A 16085-nucleotide genomic window follows, 5' to 3' on the forward strand; every position below is an offset into this window, starting at 1 on the left:
CTACTCTCCTTTCACCCAAAGAGATAGCGATGACATTGCCTGCATGTATGTATCTTGAGGAGTGGTGGACATGGCCTGCCAACGAGTCAGGCGCAACAGCCCATGAGGAACATCCAAATAACCAGACAGCGAAATCGGCCGGGCCTGCGCTCGGCTATAGCCACTCACCGTCAAACTTTGCCGTTCACTGGTGAGCGGCAACACATCACAAAATCCCCACAGTTCGATCTTCTCACCGGCCCAGCCTAACAAGCCTTTAACCGCACCATTGGTGCCATCCAGCAGCGAGAGAAACAAGCTGTTTGCCTCTCCCGGCACTTTCCAAGTACCGTTGATGGGAGACGGCTGGGCTATGCCTTCAAACTGGCCTTCAAACACGCCTTGAATTTCGCTCGTGAGCTGCGGAGGTTGCAGCGAGCGTGGCTGGGAGAAGTGAAACTGCAGCTTGTCGATGTAGCTGCCTAAGGCATAGCCGTCGAAATCACTGGTGGCGACCAAGTCATTGATGAGTTCAAGCTGAAGCCGCTGCTCACGGCTTGCGGGATCGTATATCCAAGAGAGCTGCCCACAGTAAGTCGATACCCAATGCCAGCTCTTGTTCTCCAGTTGATTGCCGGGCTGGGGTATCGGCTTCCAGTAAATTGAGAGAACTAATGGCTGCCCTGCTTTTCGGTGAGGATCATAAGGTAAGCAACAACCAACGATCCAGTAGGTGCCGGAAGCTCCAGTGGTGGACGCATACTGTCCGCAAATTCGACCATCATCTTGCACATTCAAGGTCATCTGAGAGCCATAGCTATTGACCCATACACCATCAAGCAGCCAATTGTACTTGCTCATAAGGATGCTCCCCGTTCAAAGATGGCAGCAGTTTTGGTCTGCTTCGTATCAATCAGCTTGGGACCATGGGGCTTGTTAAACAGCCAGATACCCACTGGCTCCAACTTATCGCCATTGCCGCTATTAACGCTGCGATACTCATACACGGTATAGAGATGATCCATAATCACCGAGCCCACCAACACAAGGTCATCAAGTCCCGGCAATTTGGGGTTAAACTGGGGTTGAGTCTGCCCTTGGTTCGGACCAGCTTCGATGGTCACGTTGTAGATGTCAGCGGGTACACGTATACGGCTATGACAATCATCCGGCAGCTCGATGACCAGTTCACTTCCTTCTTGCAGAGCGTATTGCCATGCTTGAGACATGATTTCTTGATCACCCTTAAACTCAGACGATCCCGAATCCAGGCTCAACCAGCAGTCATTTTTATCTGGCTGCTGAGCAAACAGCAGATGCTCACCAATCGATACCTGTGCAACCTTACTAGTCCATATGTAGTAAAGATCGGCAATGCGATAGCGCTGCCAAGGCAAGAATAGGTATTCGCGGCTTTGTGAGTAGCGCCAATCCAGCTTGCCTAAGGTAATCTGGCCACGTTTGCTTGCTTGATCGGACTCAAAGGCAACAAAAGGTGCATCTCGACTCACCAACCCGCAATTGATCAGCGTTTCCATAAAGTGAAACTGAGGCTGCTGGTCGGGATCAGAGAAGTGAACCCCACGTACACCAGAAAACGTCGCGGCTTCAGTGAGCGGCTGATAGCTATAGCTGGGCACGCCAATTCCGCCGTCCCAGTCAAGTTGCGCAAACTGGGCGCCAGTGTAGTACTCAGACAGATAGATATCGCAGAACACGGCCGAATCTGCATCCTGCAGGCTCAAAGCATCGTGACCGGCTTTCACCCACATATCTCCCCATGGGCCAAAATCTACCCGCAGGCTCTTCCAATGAGGCTCGCTCTGGCTGTCCCAATAGATCTTACTAAAGGAGTCTGAGCGTCGGTAATCAAAGCGCCCTCTGCCGTAATGTGCACAGCCTTTAGAGCGGCATAGTGACGACGTCACCCAGTTAAAGTTACTGCCGGTATCTAAGCTAAATTTGAGTGCTTGGCCAGGGGTGCCAACGGACAATTGTGCATACCATGGAGAGGCACCATTGCTTTGGTAGGGGCCTTTAACAACGGGGATAACCACCCCGAGTTGTTGTGTGGTTTCAACCGTTCCATCCAGATGACCCATATCCATTCCCTTAGATTGCAAGTGGCTAGCTTGAAGCTTTTACCCGTGGTCAAAATTGATTATAAAATCATCAGGCCATGTTTAGAAACGCTAATCTTGTCAGGTAATGCAATTAGGAAGGATCTACTGTGGATAAACGAAATCACCGCCATAAAATAAAGTAATAACTCTAGAAGACGCACAAACCAGCCATAGTGTGCGCTTACATCGCGAAGATTTAACGAGGTATTAATGCCTCCCTCCCCGCACTCACAACGACATAGCGCACTAACGCTGGGTCTGCAGGTAGAGCAACTCAGTGGCGATGGTTGCAGCAGCCAAAGCGGTCACTTCACTGTGATCATAGGCAGGAGCCACCTCAACCACGTCCATACCTACGATATTCAGCCCTTGCAGGCCGCGCAGTACCTTTAAGATCTTGTCGGTGCTTAGGCCGCCACACACCGGCGTGCCGGTACCGGGGGCAAATGCTGGGTCGAGGCAATCGATATCGAAGCTTAGGTACATGGGCAGTTCACCGACCCGCTGTTTGATTTGCTCGGCGATATCGCTCGCGCTCAACTCATTGGCCTCGGCCGCATCGATAACCTTAAACAAATGGCTGTCGCGCTCATAATCTGTGCGGATCCCCACCTGAATGGAATGGTCGGTATCGATCAGCCCCTCTCTGGGTGCATGGTAAAACATAGTGCCATGATCATAACGAGCCTCACCCGAATATGTATCGGTATGCGCATCAAAATGCAGCAATGCCAGTTTCCCGTGTTTTCGAGCGTGACTGCGCAGCAGCGGTAATGTAACAAAGTGATCGCCGCCAAAACTGAGTACTGTTTTGTTCGCTGCGAGTAGCTTATCGGTATGTGCCTCTACGCGTTCACAAAACTGCTCAGCATCACCACAATCAAAGATGAGGTCGCCTGCATCCACAAGCTTGAGTTTGTCTGACAGCGCAAAGTCCCATGGCCAGCGTTTCACTTCCCAGGCTAGGTGAATAGAGGCTTGCCGAATCGCCCCCGGCCCCATGCGGCTACCACTACGCCCGGTGGTGGCTAAGTCAAAGGGCAAACCACAGACCACCACATCGGCATCGGACTCGGAGGGCTTAAAATCCAGCGGCTGGCGAAGAAAGCCAAAGGCATTGGCGTACAGAGAGTAGTCGTTGTGGCTTGCAAGCGTGGCCATAGGGCCTCCGGTTAAGGCTGTGTTTACAACAGCTTAACCCGACATTTGCCAGCAAGCTAGGGGCTGCCAGTACGCAGCGCCACTCGCGAGGGCATGCCAAAAACTACTTGTCGGCGACAACCGCGCCTTTACCCACACCTTCATAGGCATAAATCGCGACCGGGCCATCTACCTCTGGCCAGGCTTTCACTTCATTTAAGATATACTGCGACAGGCATTCAACCGTGGTATCGGTATCGATTAGCTCCACCGTACCCTTGGGCAAAGCCAGCTCAAACAGGCCCTGTCCGGATACGTAGCTAAAGGCGTAGTGGCTGTTGTCATCGATGTGAGTGGCATTGGCTGAGCGGTGCAGCTTGCTGACCTCTACGCGATCCTCAACACTGCCCAGATAGATGTCTTGCCAGCGCGCGGCCCAGCGCTGCTCCAGCTCATCGCAGCGCGTGCCACTGTGCCAGATCTCAATCATCGAGCGATGGCCGTGGGCGATGCGCTGACAATTTCCATCATGCTTTTTCAAGCCATGGGTGTAGTGGTAGCTGGCGGTGGGGATCACTTCTTCGCGCAGAGTTAGCTCAATACGAGCAATGTTGGCGGGCAAAAAACGCAGGATCAGCGCCTGCAGGTAGTCAGTCACCGACTCAGCAGTAACCTGCTCGCTCGGTACCAAGGCGAGCCCCTGCTCCGGGCAGTAAAGGTGAATACTGCCTTTGGCTGAGGCAAAGTCCAGCCACTGCATGCTGTGGTCACCCTCGCTGATTTGGGTGGCAGCGTGTTTTGCAGGCACCAACAGCTTGTGGTCCACTTCTTCATCGATGATCGCTTTTAAGCGTTTTTTCACCTGACCAAAATCCAGCACCATGCTCTGCAGGTCGAGCTGGCCATGTAACACCACATCCACTATCCAGCTCTGTCCCACCATGCCGCGTTCTGGGCACAGGTAAGATGAATCGATCACAGTAAGGTTTTTAACAAACAATTGCATAGGTGAAGCTCTATCGATGAATCGCACAAGGCCGGGATGACCTTGAAGCCGGCTAGAGTATACAGGCTTGGGCCAACTTTGCTCGGGAATATTTAGCAAGCGTCACATCTGCTTGACCGCAGTTAAAGCGCACTTCCAACACGCAATATCACACTGACCGACAATAATAAGTAATCAGCCTTGCTTAATCACCAATAAAGGGTGTTGAATGATATCGGCTTGCATGCCCCCCTACTCTGTTCGCTGCCCCCTGATTAATCACGAGCCAAGGCCTTGAGCGCATCTCCGCTAATCCGATACCCCAACCACTCTCGCTGCGCGCTGGCACCGAGCGATTCGTAGAACTCTATCGCAGGCGTGTTCCAGTCGAGCACACTCCACTCAAAGCGGCCGCAGCCCTTCTCGAGCGCGACGGCGGCGAGGTGCTGCAGCAGCTTTTTGCCCGCCCCCAAACCGCGCGCCTGCGGGCTGACATACAAATCCTCCAGATATAGGCCATTCTTGCCAAGCCACGTGGAGTAGTTAAAGAAGTAGACCGCAAAGCCCACAGGTTCGCCATCAAGCTCGCAGATGACCGCCTTGGCCGTGGCTCCCTCAGTAAACAGACTCTCGGCGATGGAAGATTCGCTGGCTAGCACTTCGTGCTCGGCTTTCTCATAGATGGCCAACTGGCGGATAAAGTTCAGTATCAAGGCAGCATCGTTGGGAGCTGCCTGGCGGATGGTGATGCTTGACACTAACTCACTCCTTTTAAGGTAATATTCTTAATTATCAGGATTATACTGTGAGTTTAGGCCAAGCCAACCTGGATTAGTCAGAGGCTTACTGGCCCTTAGGCTCGAGAAAAATGTCTAGCCTCTTGGTTAGGTTACCGCCACACACCTCTTCGACTTTAACCTCGATATCCTGAAGGTTCTCCTCGTGATAACCGGCAGCTTCGACCCGCACATCGTATAGACCAGCTTCTCCCTCAAAGGCATGGTATTGCATCGATTCGTTTTTCAGCTCGCACTCTGGGTCATCCACAAACGCATACTCGGTGATTTCTCCGCCGGGATGGGCCAGCGTGATAACCGATTGGCACAACAAGCCTTGCTCGGTCGCTGCATCATGAACAGCGATCTCCAATGCCGGCGACACCACATCAGCGCAGCCATACCCCTCATCGCTACTGCTGCTTCCACAACCTAATAGCATGCTTATTGCGCAAGTGATAACGCTTGCTTGAACGGGTCGTAACATAGCCAAACTCCTTTTAGACTGTTGAGCACATAATCAAATTAGCTTAAGGAAGGCTATCATCGGAAAAAAGCTATATCTAACATAAACTTACTTATGGTATTAAGATTTAAGCGAGATCACACACCGCGCGTGGGCGGGAAGCGCTCAGTATCGAGTGGGCAGCGTTGCCTATGGCAAGGGTAGTTACGATGGTAAATAGACCTCAAAAACTGGTTTCACCGCACATTTAGTGAACAATCCCTGTGCTTTAATGAAATGGTACCCACCTGCAAGAGGACACGACCATGATAGAGCATCATGCCCTGCAAGACGACTTCCCAAACCTGGCACCCGTCGTCGAGCAACTCGTCAGCAATGACCCACTATTTCGCGAAAACAACACCCAATACCTCCGCCTCGACGACGAAATCTACAAACTTGAAATCGCTAACGTACCCTCTACCGACGAACACTTTACCCAACTCAAACTACAACGCGCGCACCTGAAAGACTGGCTGTATCAACGCGCGATTGCGGCGCAGTAACACCGCTCATTTCATTCCTTACCTCGCAGTGTAAAAAACCCGCTTAGCGCGGGTTTTTTAGTGGTGAAACTTGGGAGCAACTAGCCAAGTAACTCGCTGATATGGGCCAGCTCCTGCTCAGTCATTGCCGCCTTTTGCAGCGTCTCCGCATTGTGGCTGAGCTGCTCTAGGGTTCTAAAGCCGGGAATGGCGATGTGCTGCGGGCTCATGGCCAGGTTCCATGCCAATGCCCCCTGGATCTGGGAGCGACCATTACTGGCTAAGATCTCTTTGATGGCGTTCAGTTTCTCCATCATCACCGGATCCGGTTGGCCATTTTTAAAGTACTTGAGCCAGGCCGGGTTAACCTTGCGAATATCGTTCTCGTCAAACTGCGAGGCGTCGGTGTACTTGCCGGTAATCAGGCCCATGGCAAGGGGGCCGCGGTTAATCCCTGCAAGCTGATGCTTCTCAACAAAATCGACCATCGCCGGGTTTTGCTCAAACAGGTTATATTGGTACTGCATCGACACACAATGTCGATGATTGGCGAAGATCGCTGCACGATCGGCAAAATCGGTGCTCCAACCAAAGGCGCGGATCTTACCCGCCATGACCAAGGTTTCCAGGGTATCGCGCACCACATGGGCTTGCTCAGCCGGGAAATCGTTAAGGTGGAACTGATAGAGATCGATATAGTCGGTATTTAAGCGGCGCAGACTCTGCTCGCACTGCAATACAATGCTCTCAGGCGTTGCGCTGGTGCCGGTAACCCGGCGCTTGGGCTCATCGAATAACACCCCAAACTTGGTGGCGAGTACCGCTTGGTCACGCCTGCCCTCTAAGGCCTTGCCAATCACCCGCTCACTATGCCCGCCACCGTACATATTGGCGGTATCGATAAAGTTCAGCCCAAAATCCAAGCCAAAGTGAATCGCCTTGATGGACTCTTGATCGTCCACCGGCTTGTTCATCCCGGCTGGGCTGCCGTCCATATCCCAGACTTCACCGCCAATCGCCCATCCACCGATGCCGATAGGCGCCACATCAAACTGACCTAACTTACGTAATTCCACAGCGCAACAACTCCTGTAAATGTTAAATCTACGTTCATCCTATCAAGGCTTTAGTCATGATTATCATGGCCATTTTGCAGCTTGTGAGAGACTACGCAAAACCCGCTTTAGGACGACAAAACTTACTAAACAGCCCTTGTTTTTACTAAATTAGGTTTGACTAAAGCAATCGCTTACATTTGTCGTATATCCCGCGAATAGACGGGATAAAGCAGCAAAAAAGCGCCCCGTGGGGCGCTTATTATCTATTGCTCTGTTGAGCGTCGTTTTATAGAGCAGAGCTCTGGTTAAAGGTCACTAGGGTTGCCGCTGAGGCGCAGTGCTGTAGTCCCACACCACCAGACTGGCCACCGACAACTCACCGTTGTGTTTGAAATCCACCTCAATCTGGTTATTCGCAGCTAACACTGAAGCCGGAACCGGGATCTCCATGGTAGTGAAGATACGCTCCGACTTGTTATCGGCTGGGCCGCGCCAATCAATCGGCGTTGCCACGATTTGGCCATTGATCTTGAGCTGGTTGATGGTCAACAGACCACCTTCCACGTCATCCGGTGCTGGGAACATCGATACGGTCAGGCGCAACATCGCTTCGGCAGGGCTGGCTGGCAAGTCCACACCGTTGATCTGCAGGCTCTTGGCACCGCCGTTGACGCTGATGCGATGTGGCATCACTCCACCACTTACACTATCGGCGAAGAACTTGTGCTCAAGCACTTGCTGGTTGACCGCGATATCTTGGTCAAGGCTTATCCGCAGCACCATGGTGGAGTTGGCCTCCAGCGCCACAGATGTTGGTAGCTGCTTCATATGACGGCGATCCAGCACCACTTCGAGGCCATCTGGATAGTACATATGACGCTGCTCAACATTGGCCACACTCAGACCATCTAAGCCGAACAGACCCAAGTCGATGCCAGTGGCATAGTCTTCTTGGTTGTTCATGATAATGAACAGGTCTTTGCCATCCACGTAGGCGTCCACCTGCACATCGATGTCGCCGGAGTGAGTCGCCACCCGGGTGCCATCCACATCAGCCCACAGCTCGAAGAACTTGATAAATGGGCTCCATTGCCAGTCACCATTGTTTAGCTCACTTTCCAGCAGCATGCCGTAGTGATACGGGTAGGTACAGGCAATGGTATCGTCGAAGGCACAACCTGAAGGCATGTAGCCCCACAAGGGTTTAGCCGGGGTAAATGGCATCGACTTCACGATGTAGTCAGGGCGCTCAAGGAACTGCAGCAACATCGCGTTGAAGGATTTCAAGCCTTCTACATCGAAGCGCTCCTCGTGCGGCATGGTTTCCCATGCGCCTTGCACCGCACCGTACTCAGACAGCACGATGGGCTTACGCGCGGCCAGGCCACCACGGCTTACGTCGTACCACTCCATCATATCCAGCATCGCCTGAACATGACCGCCACGACGGATAGCAGGCATAACCCCACCATGCTCGATACTAGGCCAGTCGTAGATGTGTACCGCATAGAAGTCCATCTGATCACCGGCCGCTTCCATAAAGCCACGCCACATTACGTCCCACTGATACCAATTGTCAGCGCGGGTATCATCCACAGTGGTGGTCATGCGAGAGCGGTAGAAGGCACGGGCCTCTTCTTGGATAACCGGATCTTCATGGACAATCCATTGGTCGTAGGCATCATCGGCAAAGCGTGAGATACCATCACGGCGGTAGAAGTCATGTTGACCCCAAGTCATGCCGCCAATCATCGGTGCATCGGCACCCAGCGCTTCACGTACCTTCTGGGCAACCAGGTTATGGTATTCCCAAATCATTTCTTGGTTGGTCACCATAAACTGACCGGTCTTCATGTACATGTCCGGCTCGTTGACCACTTCCCAGTACTTAGGCATGGGCTCTCCCACATAGCCATTGGAGGCGTTGGCATAGTAGTGCTTCAGGTACTGAGCGACCCAAGTAGCGGAGGTCTCAATCTCTTTTGGCTGCCAGCCAGTCCAGGTGATGGCATTGGGATACCAGCTTAGGGTTGGATAGGTTGCGTGGGCGTTGGTCCCGCCAATCAACTCGGTTTTGCTGGCAGGGAAACGGGCCAGGAAGTCGTTGTTCTCGTACTCCTGACGCGCAGTTACACCTCGAGTCACCATCCAGTCTAGATCAGGCCAGTTGGCGCGATTTGGGTCTTCAACGGTCTCATTAAAGCGCCATGTTGCAGTACCGTTATCACGCCCCATGTACACATCGAGGGTATTCAACAGGTAGTTGAGCTTGTCGCTATGACCGTTCCAGTCTTGCTCGTAGATGGCGCTATGCAGCGTCATATGGCGGTTACGTCCAAAGTCAGACACTCCATTCACTTCATGGCGAATGTTGGCGTTCACGTCCACCTTCACAGTCAAAGGCAGGCTACGCTGGGAGGCAGAACAGCCCTGCGCGTCGGCAAACTCGCCGGCCGGAGTGTTAGGGCACATGTCCAGGCTATCTTCCACCCCGTCGCCATCGGCGTCGTTGTTCGATAGCGGGCAACCGTGCGCATCCACATTCACGCCAAACGGCGTATTCGGACATTGGTCCAGCGCATTAGGCACGCCGTCGAAGTCATCGTCATCACCGCCCAGACTTTCGCAACCGAACTCATCAACGAAAGCACCCGGAGGCGTATTCGGACACTGATCGATGGCGTCGTTCACCCCATCACCATCGCTGTCTAGCTGAGACGGTGAGCAGCCCTGTGCATTGGCCACCTCGCCCGGCGGTGTGTTGGGGCAGATATCATCCACATCGGGGATACCGTCGCCGTCCGAATCGAAGCTCAGATCAGCATCGCCCACTCGAGTGAATACCAGCTTGTCGATATTAAACTGGAAGTCCTCGCTACCAGCGCCAGCTAAGCGTACCGTGGAAACACCCGCAAAGATGTTCAGCTGGCTAGAGGCAGGCTGGGAGAAAAAGATGTCCCAATCGGCATAGGGGCTCGCCACCTCAGTGGTATTGCGCAGCACCAACTTGCCATCTTGGTCGGTCACCAACAGATCGGCGGCAACCCCGCTGCGATGGCCACTGGCCAGCTCATAAGAGACGCTGTAAAGGCCAGCCTTGTCCAAATCGATGTAGAACTCGATATGGTCGCCGGTATTGAAGTAGTTGACCGCTTCAATGCCGTTGATCGTGTAAGTATCAAGCTCACCTTGGGAGCCCTGATACCACTCAGCTTCGAGGGTAAAGTCGCCACTAACGGCGATCGGGTCAGTACCAACCGGTGGCTCGACCGGTGGATCAACCGGGGGATCCACTGGCGGATCAACCGGCCCGGTGTCCAAGTCGCTCACCTTGGTCAGCTCGAAGTAGTCCAGATTCCACTGCCAATCGTTGCTGCCCGAGGCAACCACGCGCACTTCCTGCACCCCCGCATAGATCGGAATGTCTTGCGTGGAGCTAAGTGGGTAGAAGTTATCCCAGCCCGAGGGCGATACGGGCATAATCGCGTAGCTCTTCCAACTGCCGTTTTCGAGCAACTGGACGCTAATCTCAGCGCCGCTGGTCATTGCGGTACCGATCTGGTAACTCACCTGATAGTTACCATCTTCTGGAATATCGATGTAGTAGCCAACCAGATCGCCGCGATTAATGTAGTTAATCGCGGTCACACCGTTGACCGAGTAAATGCTGACAGGATCGGCTTGGCCGTCTGGCCAGGTGCCGTCACTGTAGGCGAAATCTTCTGCTTCTGTGCGAACGGTTACCGACGAGGTTTGTGCTATCGATGCCCAACAGGCAGCCGACAGCAATAACACCGAAGGCAAAAACACCGCGGTCTTTTTCCTGGTAAATCTCATGGTCCTTCCTTGAAGTAAGTAGCGTACCGCTTTCTCGCTGGTTTAAGTGCGCAACAAGCCCTCACCCTTGCCAGAGCTGGCAAAAATGGACGTCGACGGGTTGCAGGGGGTAAATCAGTTAGGGAATTGATTAAGCGCAAGCTGCGCAGGCAGGCAATGCCAGCGTTGGCTAAGCGGGCCTTCGCCACGTCTATATGCGCGCTTAGCTCGATGATTAGCTACGCGTTTGCTAAGGGTTTTGGTAACGCGGGGAGCAAGGGCTGAACAAACCTGGCGTTGTCTACAGAAAAGGGTTAAGCGCGCCATCACTGGCCATACTAACGCCAACGGAATTAGATGCTCGCTATGTTTCGACGACCCGGAGTAATGCTGCGGTAAGCCTGGCAAGCGAACGATTGAATGGCGGGGGTGGCGTACCTTATCAGCAGAGTCATAGTTAGCAAGGTAGCGCCCGGAAAGTAACCAGTGCGTAAAGCGACACAAAACGCTCCACAGGGAGGGAGGGGCCTCATCAATCCAATATTTACTACCTACCATCGCTTCGTTCATTTACCGCCTCACGTGTACAGATATCGTTGAGTAAGCTGGCTATGTTTGCCGAGGTTTTGGCTAACCTTTAAAGCGATTATATCAACCTTTCTGTCAATTGGTTGATCATTGATCACATATTGATAAATCAATCACCATTAAATTAACCTTCGGCGACAGCCGGTAACCGACCTGTCACATTTAACGGTAGAGAAGCCACTTGGGGCGCTAACACGGCTGTTAGATAAGGGTGAGTTGTGTTACCCAAAGCGGAACTAAGCTGTTGAAAGTAGGGGAAGTAATGTGCAGAAGGGGGGAATGGGTCAAGCGCACTTGAATCCCAAGCACGCTTGACCGTTTAATAACGAACTGATTACTCGGCCAGTTCACCCGCTTTGTTTAGCTCGAAAGATTGCAGGTTCCACTGCCAGTCGTTGGTGCCTGTGGCGACCACACGTACTTCTTGCTTGCCCGCTTTTAGCGGGATCTGCGCGCTAGCATCCAGCTTGTAGAAGCTATCCCAACCACCTTGTGGCTTAACCGTAGTCGGTGCATAGGTCTCCCAGCCGCTATCTTGCTTAACCTGGAAGGACACTTCTGCGCCCTCTTCCATCTCAGTCGCAATGCTGTAACTCAACTGGTAAACGCCTGACTCAGGGATATCGATGTTGTAGCCAACCAAATCGCCCTTGTTCACGTAGTTAATAGCTTTCTTGCCTTTCACACGGTAAGTGCTCACTGGCTTAGGCTGACCATCAGGGTAGTCACCTTCAGCATAAGCAAAGGGAGCGGCCTTTACTTTAACGGTGGCGGCTTGCGCAACGCCCGCTAAACCGAGACTAGCAATCAATGCCAGGCAGACGTTCAAATTACGTAGTTTGTTACTTTTCATGCGGTGATCCTTCACGGTTTATACAATGATTGAAAGGGATAACCAATATAGAGAAAACACATGCATTGGCTTACCCACGACGCAATCATATCGACCAATTTTAATTATTGGTCGATCATTGATCACATCTTGACAATAAAGTCACCTGTATCACCGGGTTATATCGATAAATGATAGCTAGGGCGCGTTTTAATCTGTTTGCACCAATCGCTACCCGCTAAAAGCGCCGCTCAGTATTAAATTGCAGGATTTACTGCCGCCGCCATCTCAAGAAAAATGGCCCTGATTGCCGAATTATTCGAGCTTGGTCACACCCATGCCTGCCGCCTGATAGCGCTAGCGGCCCACCTTGTTAAGGTTCATGGCGCATATGCAATAGCGCCTTGCTGTGCCCATCGGGTGTGCTGCGCAAACACTGGTCGTAAACCGCAAAGCCCAGCGACTGGTAGAGATGCTGAGCACGAGTATTTTCGGCGAACACCGACAGATGCGGCTGCGCCTGATAGCGCGCAACACAAACCTCCAGCATATGTTGCATTAAGCGCCGTCCAAGCCCACGCCCGCGTAATGCTCCGTTTACCAGTACATTGCCAATAAATGCACTATGCCTCGGTTGCACCTGATAGAGATTGGCAAAACCTGCCCGCTGCTCGCCAACCAGCATGATGGTAAGTGCTGCGCGCTCGTTGGCAAGTTGCCTTAGCTGCTCGTCAGTCCACGGAAAGGTAGCGGCCGGGTGCACCAAAAACAGCTCTTCCGGGCTGGCTACCTGGGCTATTAACCACGCAAAATCGCTCTCTTGTAGCGGGCGAAAGGTCACACACTCACTCACCGCTCGGCTCCCGATAGATCTGGTGGTTCACATCACTCGCGGCCAATAGCTGCGGGATGTCTTTGCCCTCAACAACCAAGGTGTGCGAGGCCGGACCCGGCGAGTAGATAAAGCGCTCGGCCTGAAATACGGCATCGTCCACCACTAACTGAACCGGCTCAACATGGCCGAAGGGGCATGCAGCCAACGGTTGGCAGCTGGTGTGCTGAGTGAGCTCTTCGTCACTGGCCAAACTAAAGCGGCCGCCCACCACCGCCTGCAGCGCGCCGCGTTGATAGCGTCGCCCCTCTAAGGTGACGAACATGCAATAGCGTCCATTTTTTAGCCGAAGAAACAGGCTTTTGCTCTCGCTACCGCTAATGGCAAAACGCTCTCGCACCTGCTGGGCTTGCTGATAGGTCAGCACCGGTTCGTGTTGGTACTCTTGATAGGCCACGCCCGCCTTGGCGAGCAGCGCCATATTACGCTGGTATAAACTTGCTTGTGTCACTTCACTACCTCAATCCATGACGATGTAAAACGCTCTATCATGCGAGGCTTTAAAGACCGATTCAAGATATTGAATTGATAGGGCTTTACTGAAGAAGTCCTTTCAGCCCCAGCTGCACCAAGCCTTCCATCACCTGCTGTTCGCCCTTGGCGTGAATGGTCGTCAGCCCGAGTTCCTGCGCTGCGAGGATATTGTCGAGGTTGTCGTCGATAAACACCGCTTCTGAGGCTGGGCAACCCATCGCATCCAGTACATGGAAAAACGCCGCGGCATCAGGCTTGAGTAGCCCCATAATGTGCGAGGCAAAGATCTCATCAAAGCACTCGTCGAGCTTAAACTCATCGAAGATACGCGGATAGTGCACTTCATTGGTATTACTGAGCGCGACCACCTTGTAGTGACCTTTTAAACGGCCAATCGCCTCAACCACCTGCGGGTAGAGCGACTCGGGCCACTGGCGAAAGGCCTCGATGATCTGCTCGCTGCTTTGGCCAAGCGTTAGCTCCCGCTTCAGCGCGCCAGCAAAGGCATTCGCGCTAAGCTCCCCACGCTCAAAGTCTGCTGCCAGCTCTGAGTGCAACCACTGCTGCAGGCTTAGCGAGCGCTCGGGGTCGAACCATGAGGCGGGTAAGATTTCATCACCGAGTTTGATAACCACGCCACCTAAATCAAAAATTAACAACTTAATCATCGTGATTCCTTCAACACTGCGTTTTGGGCACGCTAACGTTTCAAGATGACGCCTGCATGACTAAAGCTCCAAGCCAATCAGCAGGCCACTGAGCCAGCTCAACCAATATTCCATAAAAACCCAAGAATAACTGGCTGTTTACATTGAATATGCAGAGCAAATGCATATAATTGCCGCGAATCGATGATATAGGCAGGAGCTTCTCACTTTGCAGAAGCTCCTGTTTTTTTTTGAGTAGCACCCATGAACAAATCTAATTCTGTGGGCCTTATTGGCCTGATTGCCATCGTGTTCGGCTCGATGATTGGCAGTGGTATCTTCAGCATTCCGCAAAACATGGCCGAACAAGCCGGTATTGGCGCCGTCTCTCTGGCTTGGCTTATCACCGGCGTGGGCATGCTGCTGTTGGTGAATGTCTTTAAACTATTGTCCTTGCACAAGCCCGAGCTCAACTCCGGGATCTTCTCTTATGCCAAGGCCGGGTTTGGCGAGTACGTGGGCTTTCACTCGGCCTGGGGCTATTGGTTAATGAGCTGCATGGGCAACGTGGCCCTGGCGGTGATGATTAACGACTCGCTCGGCCTGTTCTTTCCGGTATTGCTGGAGCATGGCTGGCAAACCGTGGTGCTGTGCTCGTCGCTGCTGTGGTTTATGAACCATATTGCCCTGCGCGGCATGGGCAGCTCCAGTGCGGTAAACCTGGTTTCCACCATCGGTAAACTGGCGGGCCTGTGCCTGATCATCGCCATCCTGTTGGCCAGCTTCGAGCCGCAAAACCTCAGCATCGATGTATGGGGCGAAGCCAATCAACTGGGCTCGGTGTTTAGCCAGATCCAGAGCACCATGATGGTGACCCTGTGGTGTTTTGTCGGCATCGAAGGTGCCGTGGTGCTGTCGGGCCGCGCCAAGAACAAGGCCGATGTGGGCAAAGCAACCCTGATTGGCTTTTTGATCGCCATCACCATGTACAGCCTGATCTCCCTGCTCTCCTTCGGCATCTTGTCACAGCCTGAGCTGGCCCAGCTATCCAGCCCATCGGCAGGCTCACTGCTGGCGCACGCCGTCGGACCTTGGGGTCGCCTGCTGGTGAACATCTGTGTGTTGGTATCGGTGTTTGGCGCGCTGGTTGCTTGGACCATGCTGGTTGCCGAAGTGCCGTTTGAAGCCGGTAAGATGGGCGAGTTTCCCGCGGTGTTTAAGCGCACCAACGACAACGCCGCGCCGAGCATGGCGCTGAGCGTATCCACCATCTTTATGCAGCTGTGCATCTTTATTGTGGTGCTTTTTGAGAACGTCTATCTGGCGGCGATTAACATCGCCTCGGTGATGGTGCTGCCCTGCTACCTGCTAAGCAGCCTCTACCTGCTCAAGCTGGCGCTCAGCTCAGAACGCCCAGAGTTTGCCAAGCAGCGCACTCGCTTTGCTGCCATCGGTGGCTTATCGGCGCTGTTCTGCGCGTGGTTGATTACCGCTGCCGGTTTGGAATATCTACTCATGGCGAGCATGCTCTACGCCATCGGTATTCCCTTCTTTAAGTACACCCATGCTGCGCGCATCAAGGCGGGCGAAGCGATCTACTCGCGCTCAGACAGAGTGCTGGAAGCGGGCTTGCTGGCCTTAGCCATTGTATCGGTATATCTGCTCAGCACCGGGATGCTAAGCGCTTAATACCTATCTGGATAAGTCAATGATCAGATATTGCGCAGGGAAAATCATTGAGGACTAGGAGGCGCTTGCCGTAACTAGTGGACTAATTACAAAAGC

14 protein-coding genes are annotated in these 16085 nt (G+C 53.0%); 2 read left to right on the plus strand and 12 right to left on the minus strand.

The features are described 5' to 3' along the window. The 6 genes from G461_RS0111940 to G461_RS0111965 form a co-directional block, all read right to left on the minus strand. The gene (locus G461_RS0111940; RefSeq protein ID WP_035480156.1) at positions 1–840 is read right to left on the minus strand and encodes an avidin/streptavidin family protein; all 840 of its coding nucleotides are present in this window, start codon (positions 838–840) and stop codon (positions 1–3) included. Further along, the gene (locus G461_RS0111945) at positions 837–2081 is read right to left on the minus strand and encodes a pepsin-like aspartyl protease (protein WP_051333535.1); all 1245 of its coding nucleotides are present in this window, start codon (positions 2079–2081) and stop codon (positions 837–839) included. Before G461_RS0111945 ends, G461_RS0111940 begins: the two co-directional genes overlap by 4 nt. Positions 2082–2348: 267 nt before the next feature. Next, complete coding sequence (speB, locus tag G461_RS0111950) at positions 2349–3263, minus strand: agmatinase (RefSeq protein ID WP_026972003.1); 915 nt, start codon at positions 3261–3263, stop codon at positions 2349–2351. Positions 3264–3366: 103 nt separating this feature from the next. Continuing rightward, the gene (locus G461_RS0111955; protein WP_026972004.1) at positions 3367–4248 is read right to left on the minus strand and encodes a 6-carboxytetrahydropterin synthase; all 882 of its coding nucleotides are present in this window, start codon (positions 4246–4248) and stop codon (positions 3367–3369) included. Between the two features lie 254 nt (positions 4249–4502). Further along, positions 4503–4985 (minus strand): GNAT family N-acetyltransferase, encoded by a 483-nt coding sequence (locus G461_RS0111960; RefSeq protein ID WP_026972005.1) that lies wholly within the window; start codon positions 4983–4985, stop codon positions 4503–4505. Positions 4986–5070: 85 nt separating this feature from the next. Then, complete coding sequence (locus G461_RS0111965; protein ID WP_157360300.1) at positions 5071–5490, minus strand: hypothetical protein; 420 nt, start codon at positions 5488–5490, stop codon at positions 5071–5073. 284 nt (positions 5491–5774) lie between these two features. On the opposite strand from G461_RS0111965, the gene G461_RS0111970 reads away from it, so the two are divergent. Then, positions 5775–6014: an HP1242/YdcH family protein gene (locus tag G461_RS0111970; protein WP_035480158.1), complete on the plus strand. Its 240-nt coding sequence runs from the start codon at positions 5775–5777 to the stop codon at positions 6012–6014. A gap of 80 nt (positions 6015–6094) precedes the next feature. On the opposite strand, the gene G461_RS0111975 is transcribed toward G461_RS0111970, so the two are convergent. The 6 genes from G461_RS0111975 to G461_RS0112000 all read right to left on the minus strand — a co-directional run bounded on the left by G461_RS0111975 (position 6095) and on the right by G461_RS0112000 (position 14321). After that, on the minus strand, positions 6095–7069 hold the full coding sequence (locus tag G461_RS0111975; RefSeq protein ID WP_026972008.1) for an aldo/keto reductase: 975 nt from the start codon (positions 7067–7069) through the stop codon (positions 6095–6097). Positions 7070–7366: 297 nt separating this feature from the next. After that, a complete protein-coding gene (locus G461_RS24110; protein WP_051333536.1) occupies positions 7367–10888 on the minus strand; it encodes a carbohydrate-binding protein in 3522 nt (1173 codons plus the stop codon). Between the two features lie 901 nt (positions 10889–11789). Next, entirely contained in the window at positions 11790–12308 is a 519-nt protein-coding gene (locus tag G461_RS0111985; protein WP_026972009.1) for a carbohydrate-binding protein, read from the minus strand. A gap of 352 nt (positions 12309–12660) precedes the next feature. Continuing rightward, positions 12661–13140, minus strand: coding sequence for a GNAT family N-acetyltransferase (locus tag G461_RS24115; RefSeq protein ID WP_051333537.1), 480 nt, complete (start codon positions 13138–13140; stop codon positions 12661–12663). Next, positions 13133–13630, minus strand: a complete 498-nt coding sequence (locus G461_RS0111995) for a YbaK/EbsC family protein (protein ID WP_211236272.1) — start codon at positions 13628–13630, stop codon at positions 13133–13135. Before G461_RS0111995 ends, G461_RS24115 begins: the two co-directional genes overlap by 8 nt. Before the next feature lie 85 nt (positions 13631–13715). After that, on the minus strand, positions 13716–14321 hold the full coding sequence (locus G461_RS0112000; protein WP_026972011.1) for an HAD family hydrolase: 606 nt from the start codon (positions 14319–14321) through the stop codon (positions 13716–13718). A 243-nt stretch (positions 14322–14564) separates the two neighbouring features. Here G461_RS0112000 and G461_RS0112005 point away from each other — a divergent pair, with 243 nt between their 5' ends. Continuing rightward, a complete protein-coding gene (locus G461_RS0112005; protein ID WP_026972012.1) occupies positions 14565–15989 on the plus strand; it encodes a basic amino acid/polyamine antiporter in 1425 nt (474 codons plus the stop codon). Positions 15990–16085 lie beyond the last annotated feature (96 nt).

This window comes from Aliagarivorans marinus DSM 23064, from assembly GCF_000429485.1.
In the GTDB taxonomy this organism is placed as follows: domain Bacteria; phylum Pseudomonadota; class Gammaproteobacteria; order Enterobacterales; family Celerinatantimonadaceae; genus Aliagarivorans; species Aliagarivorans marinus.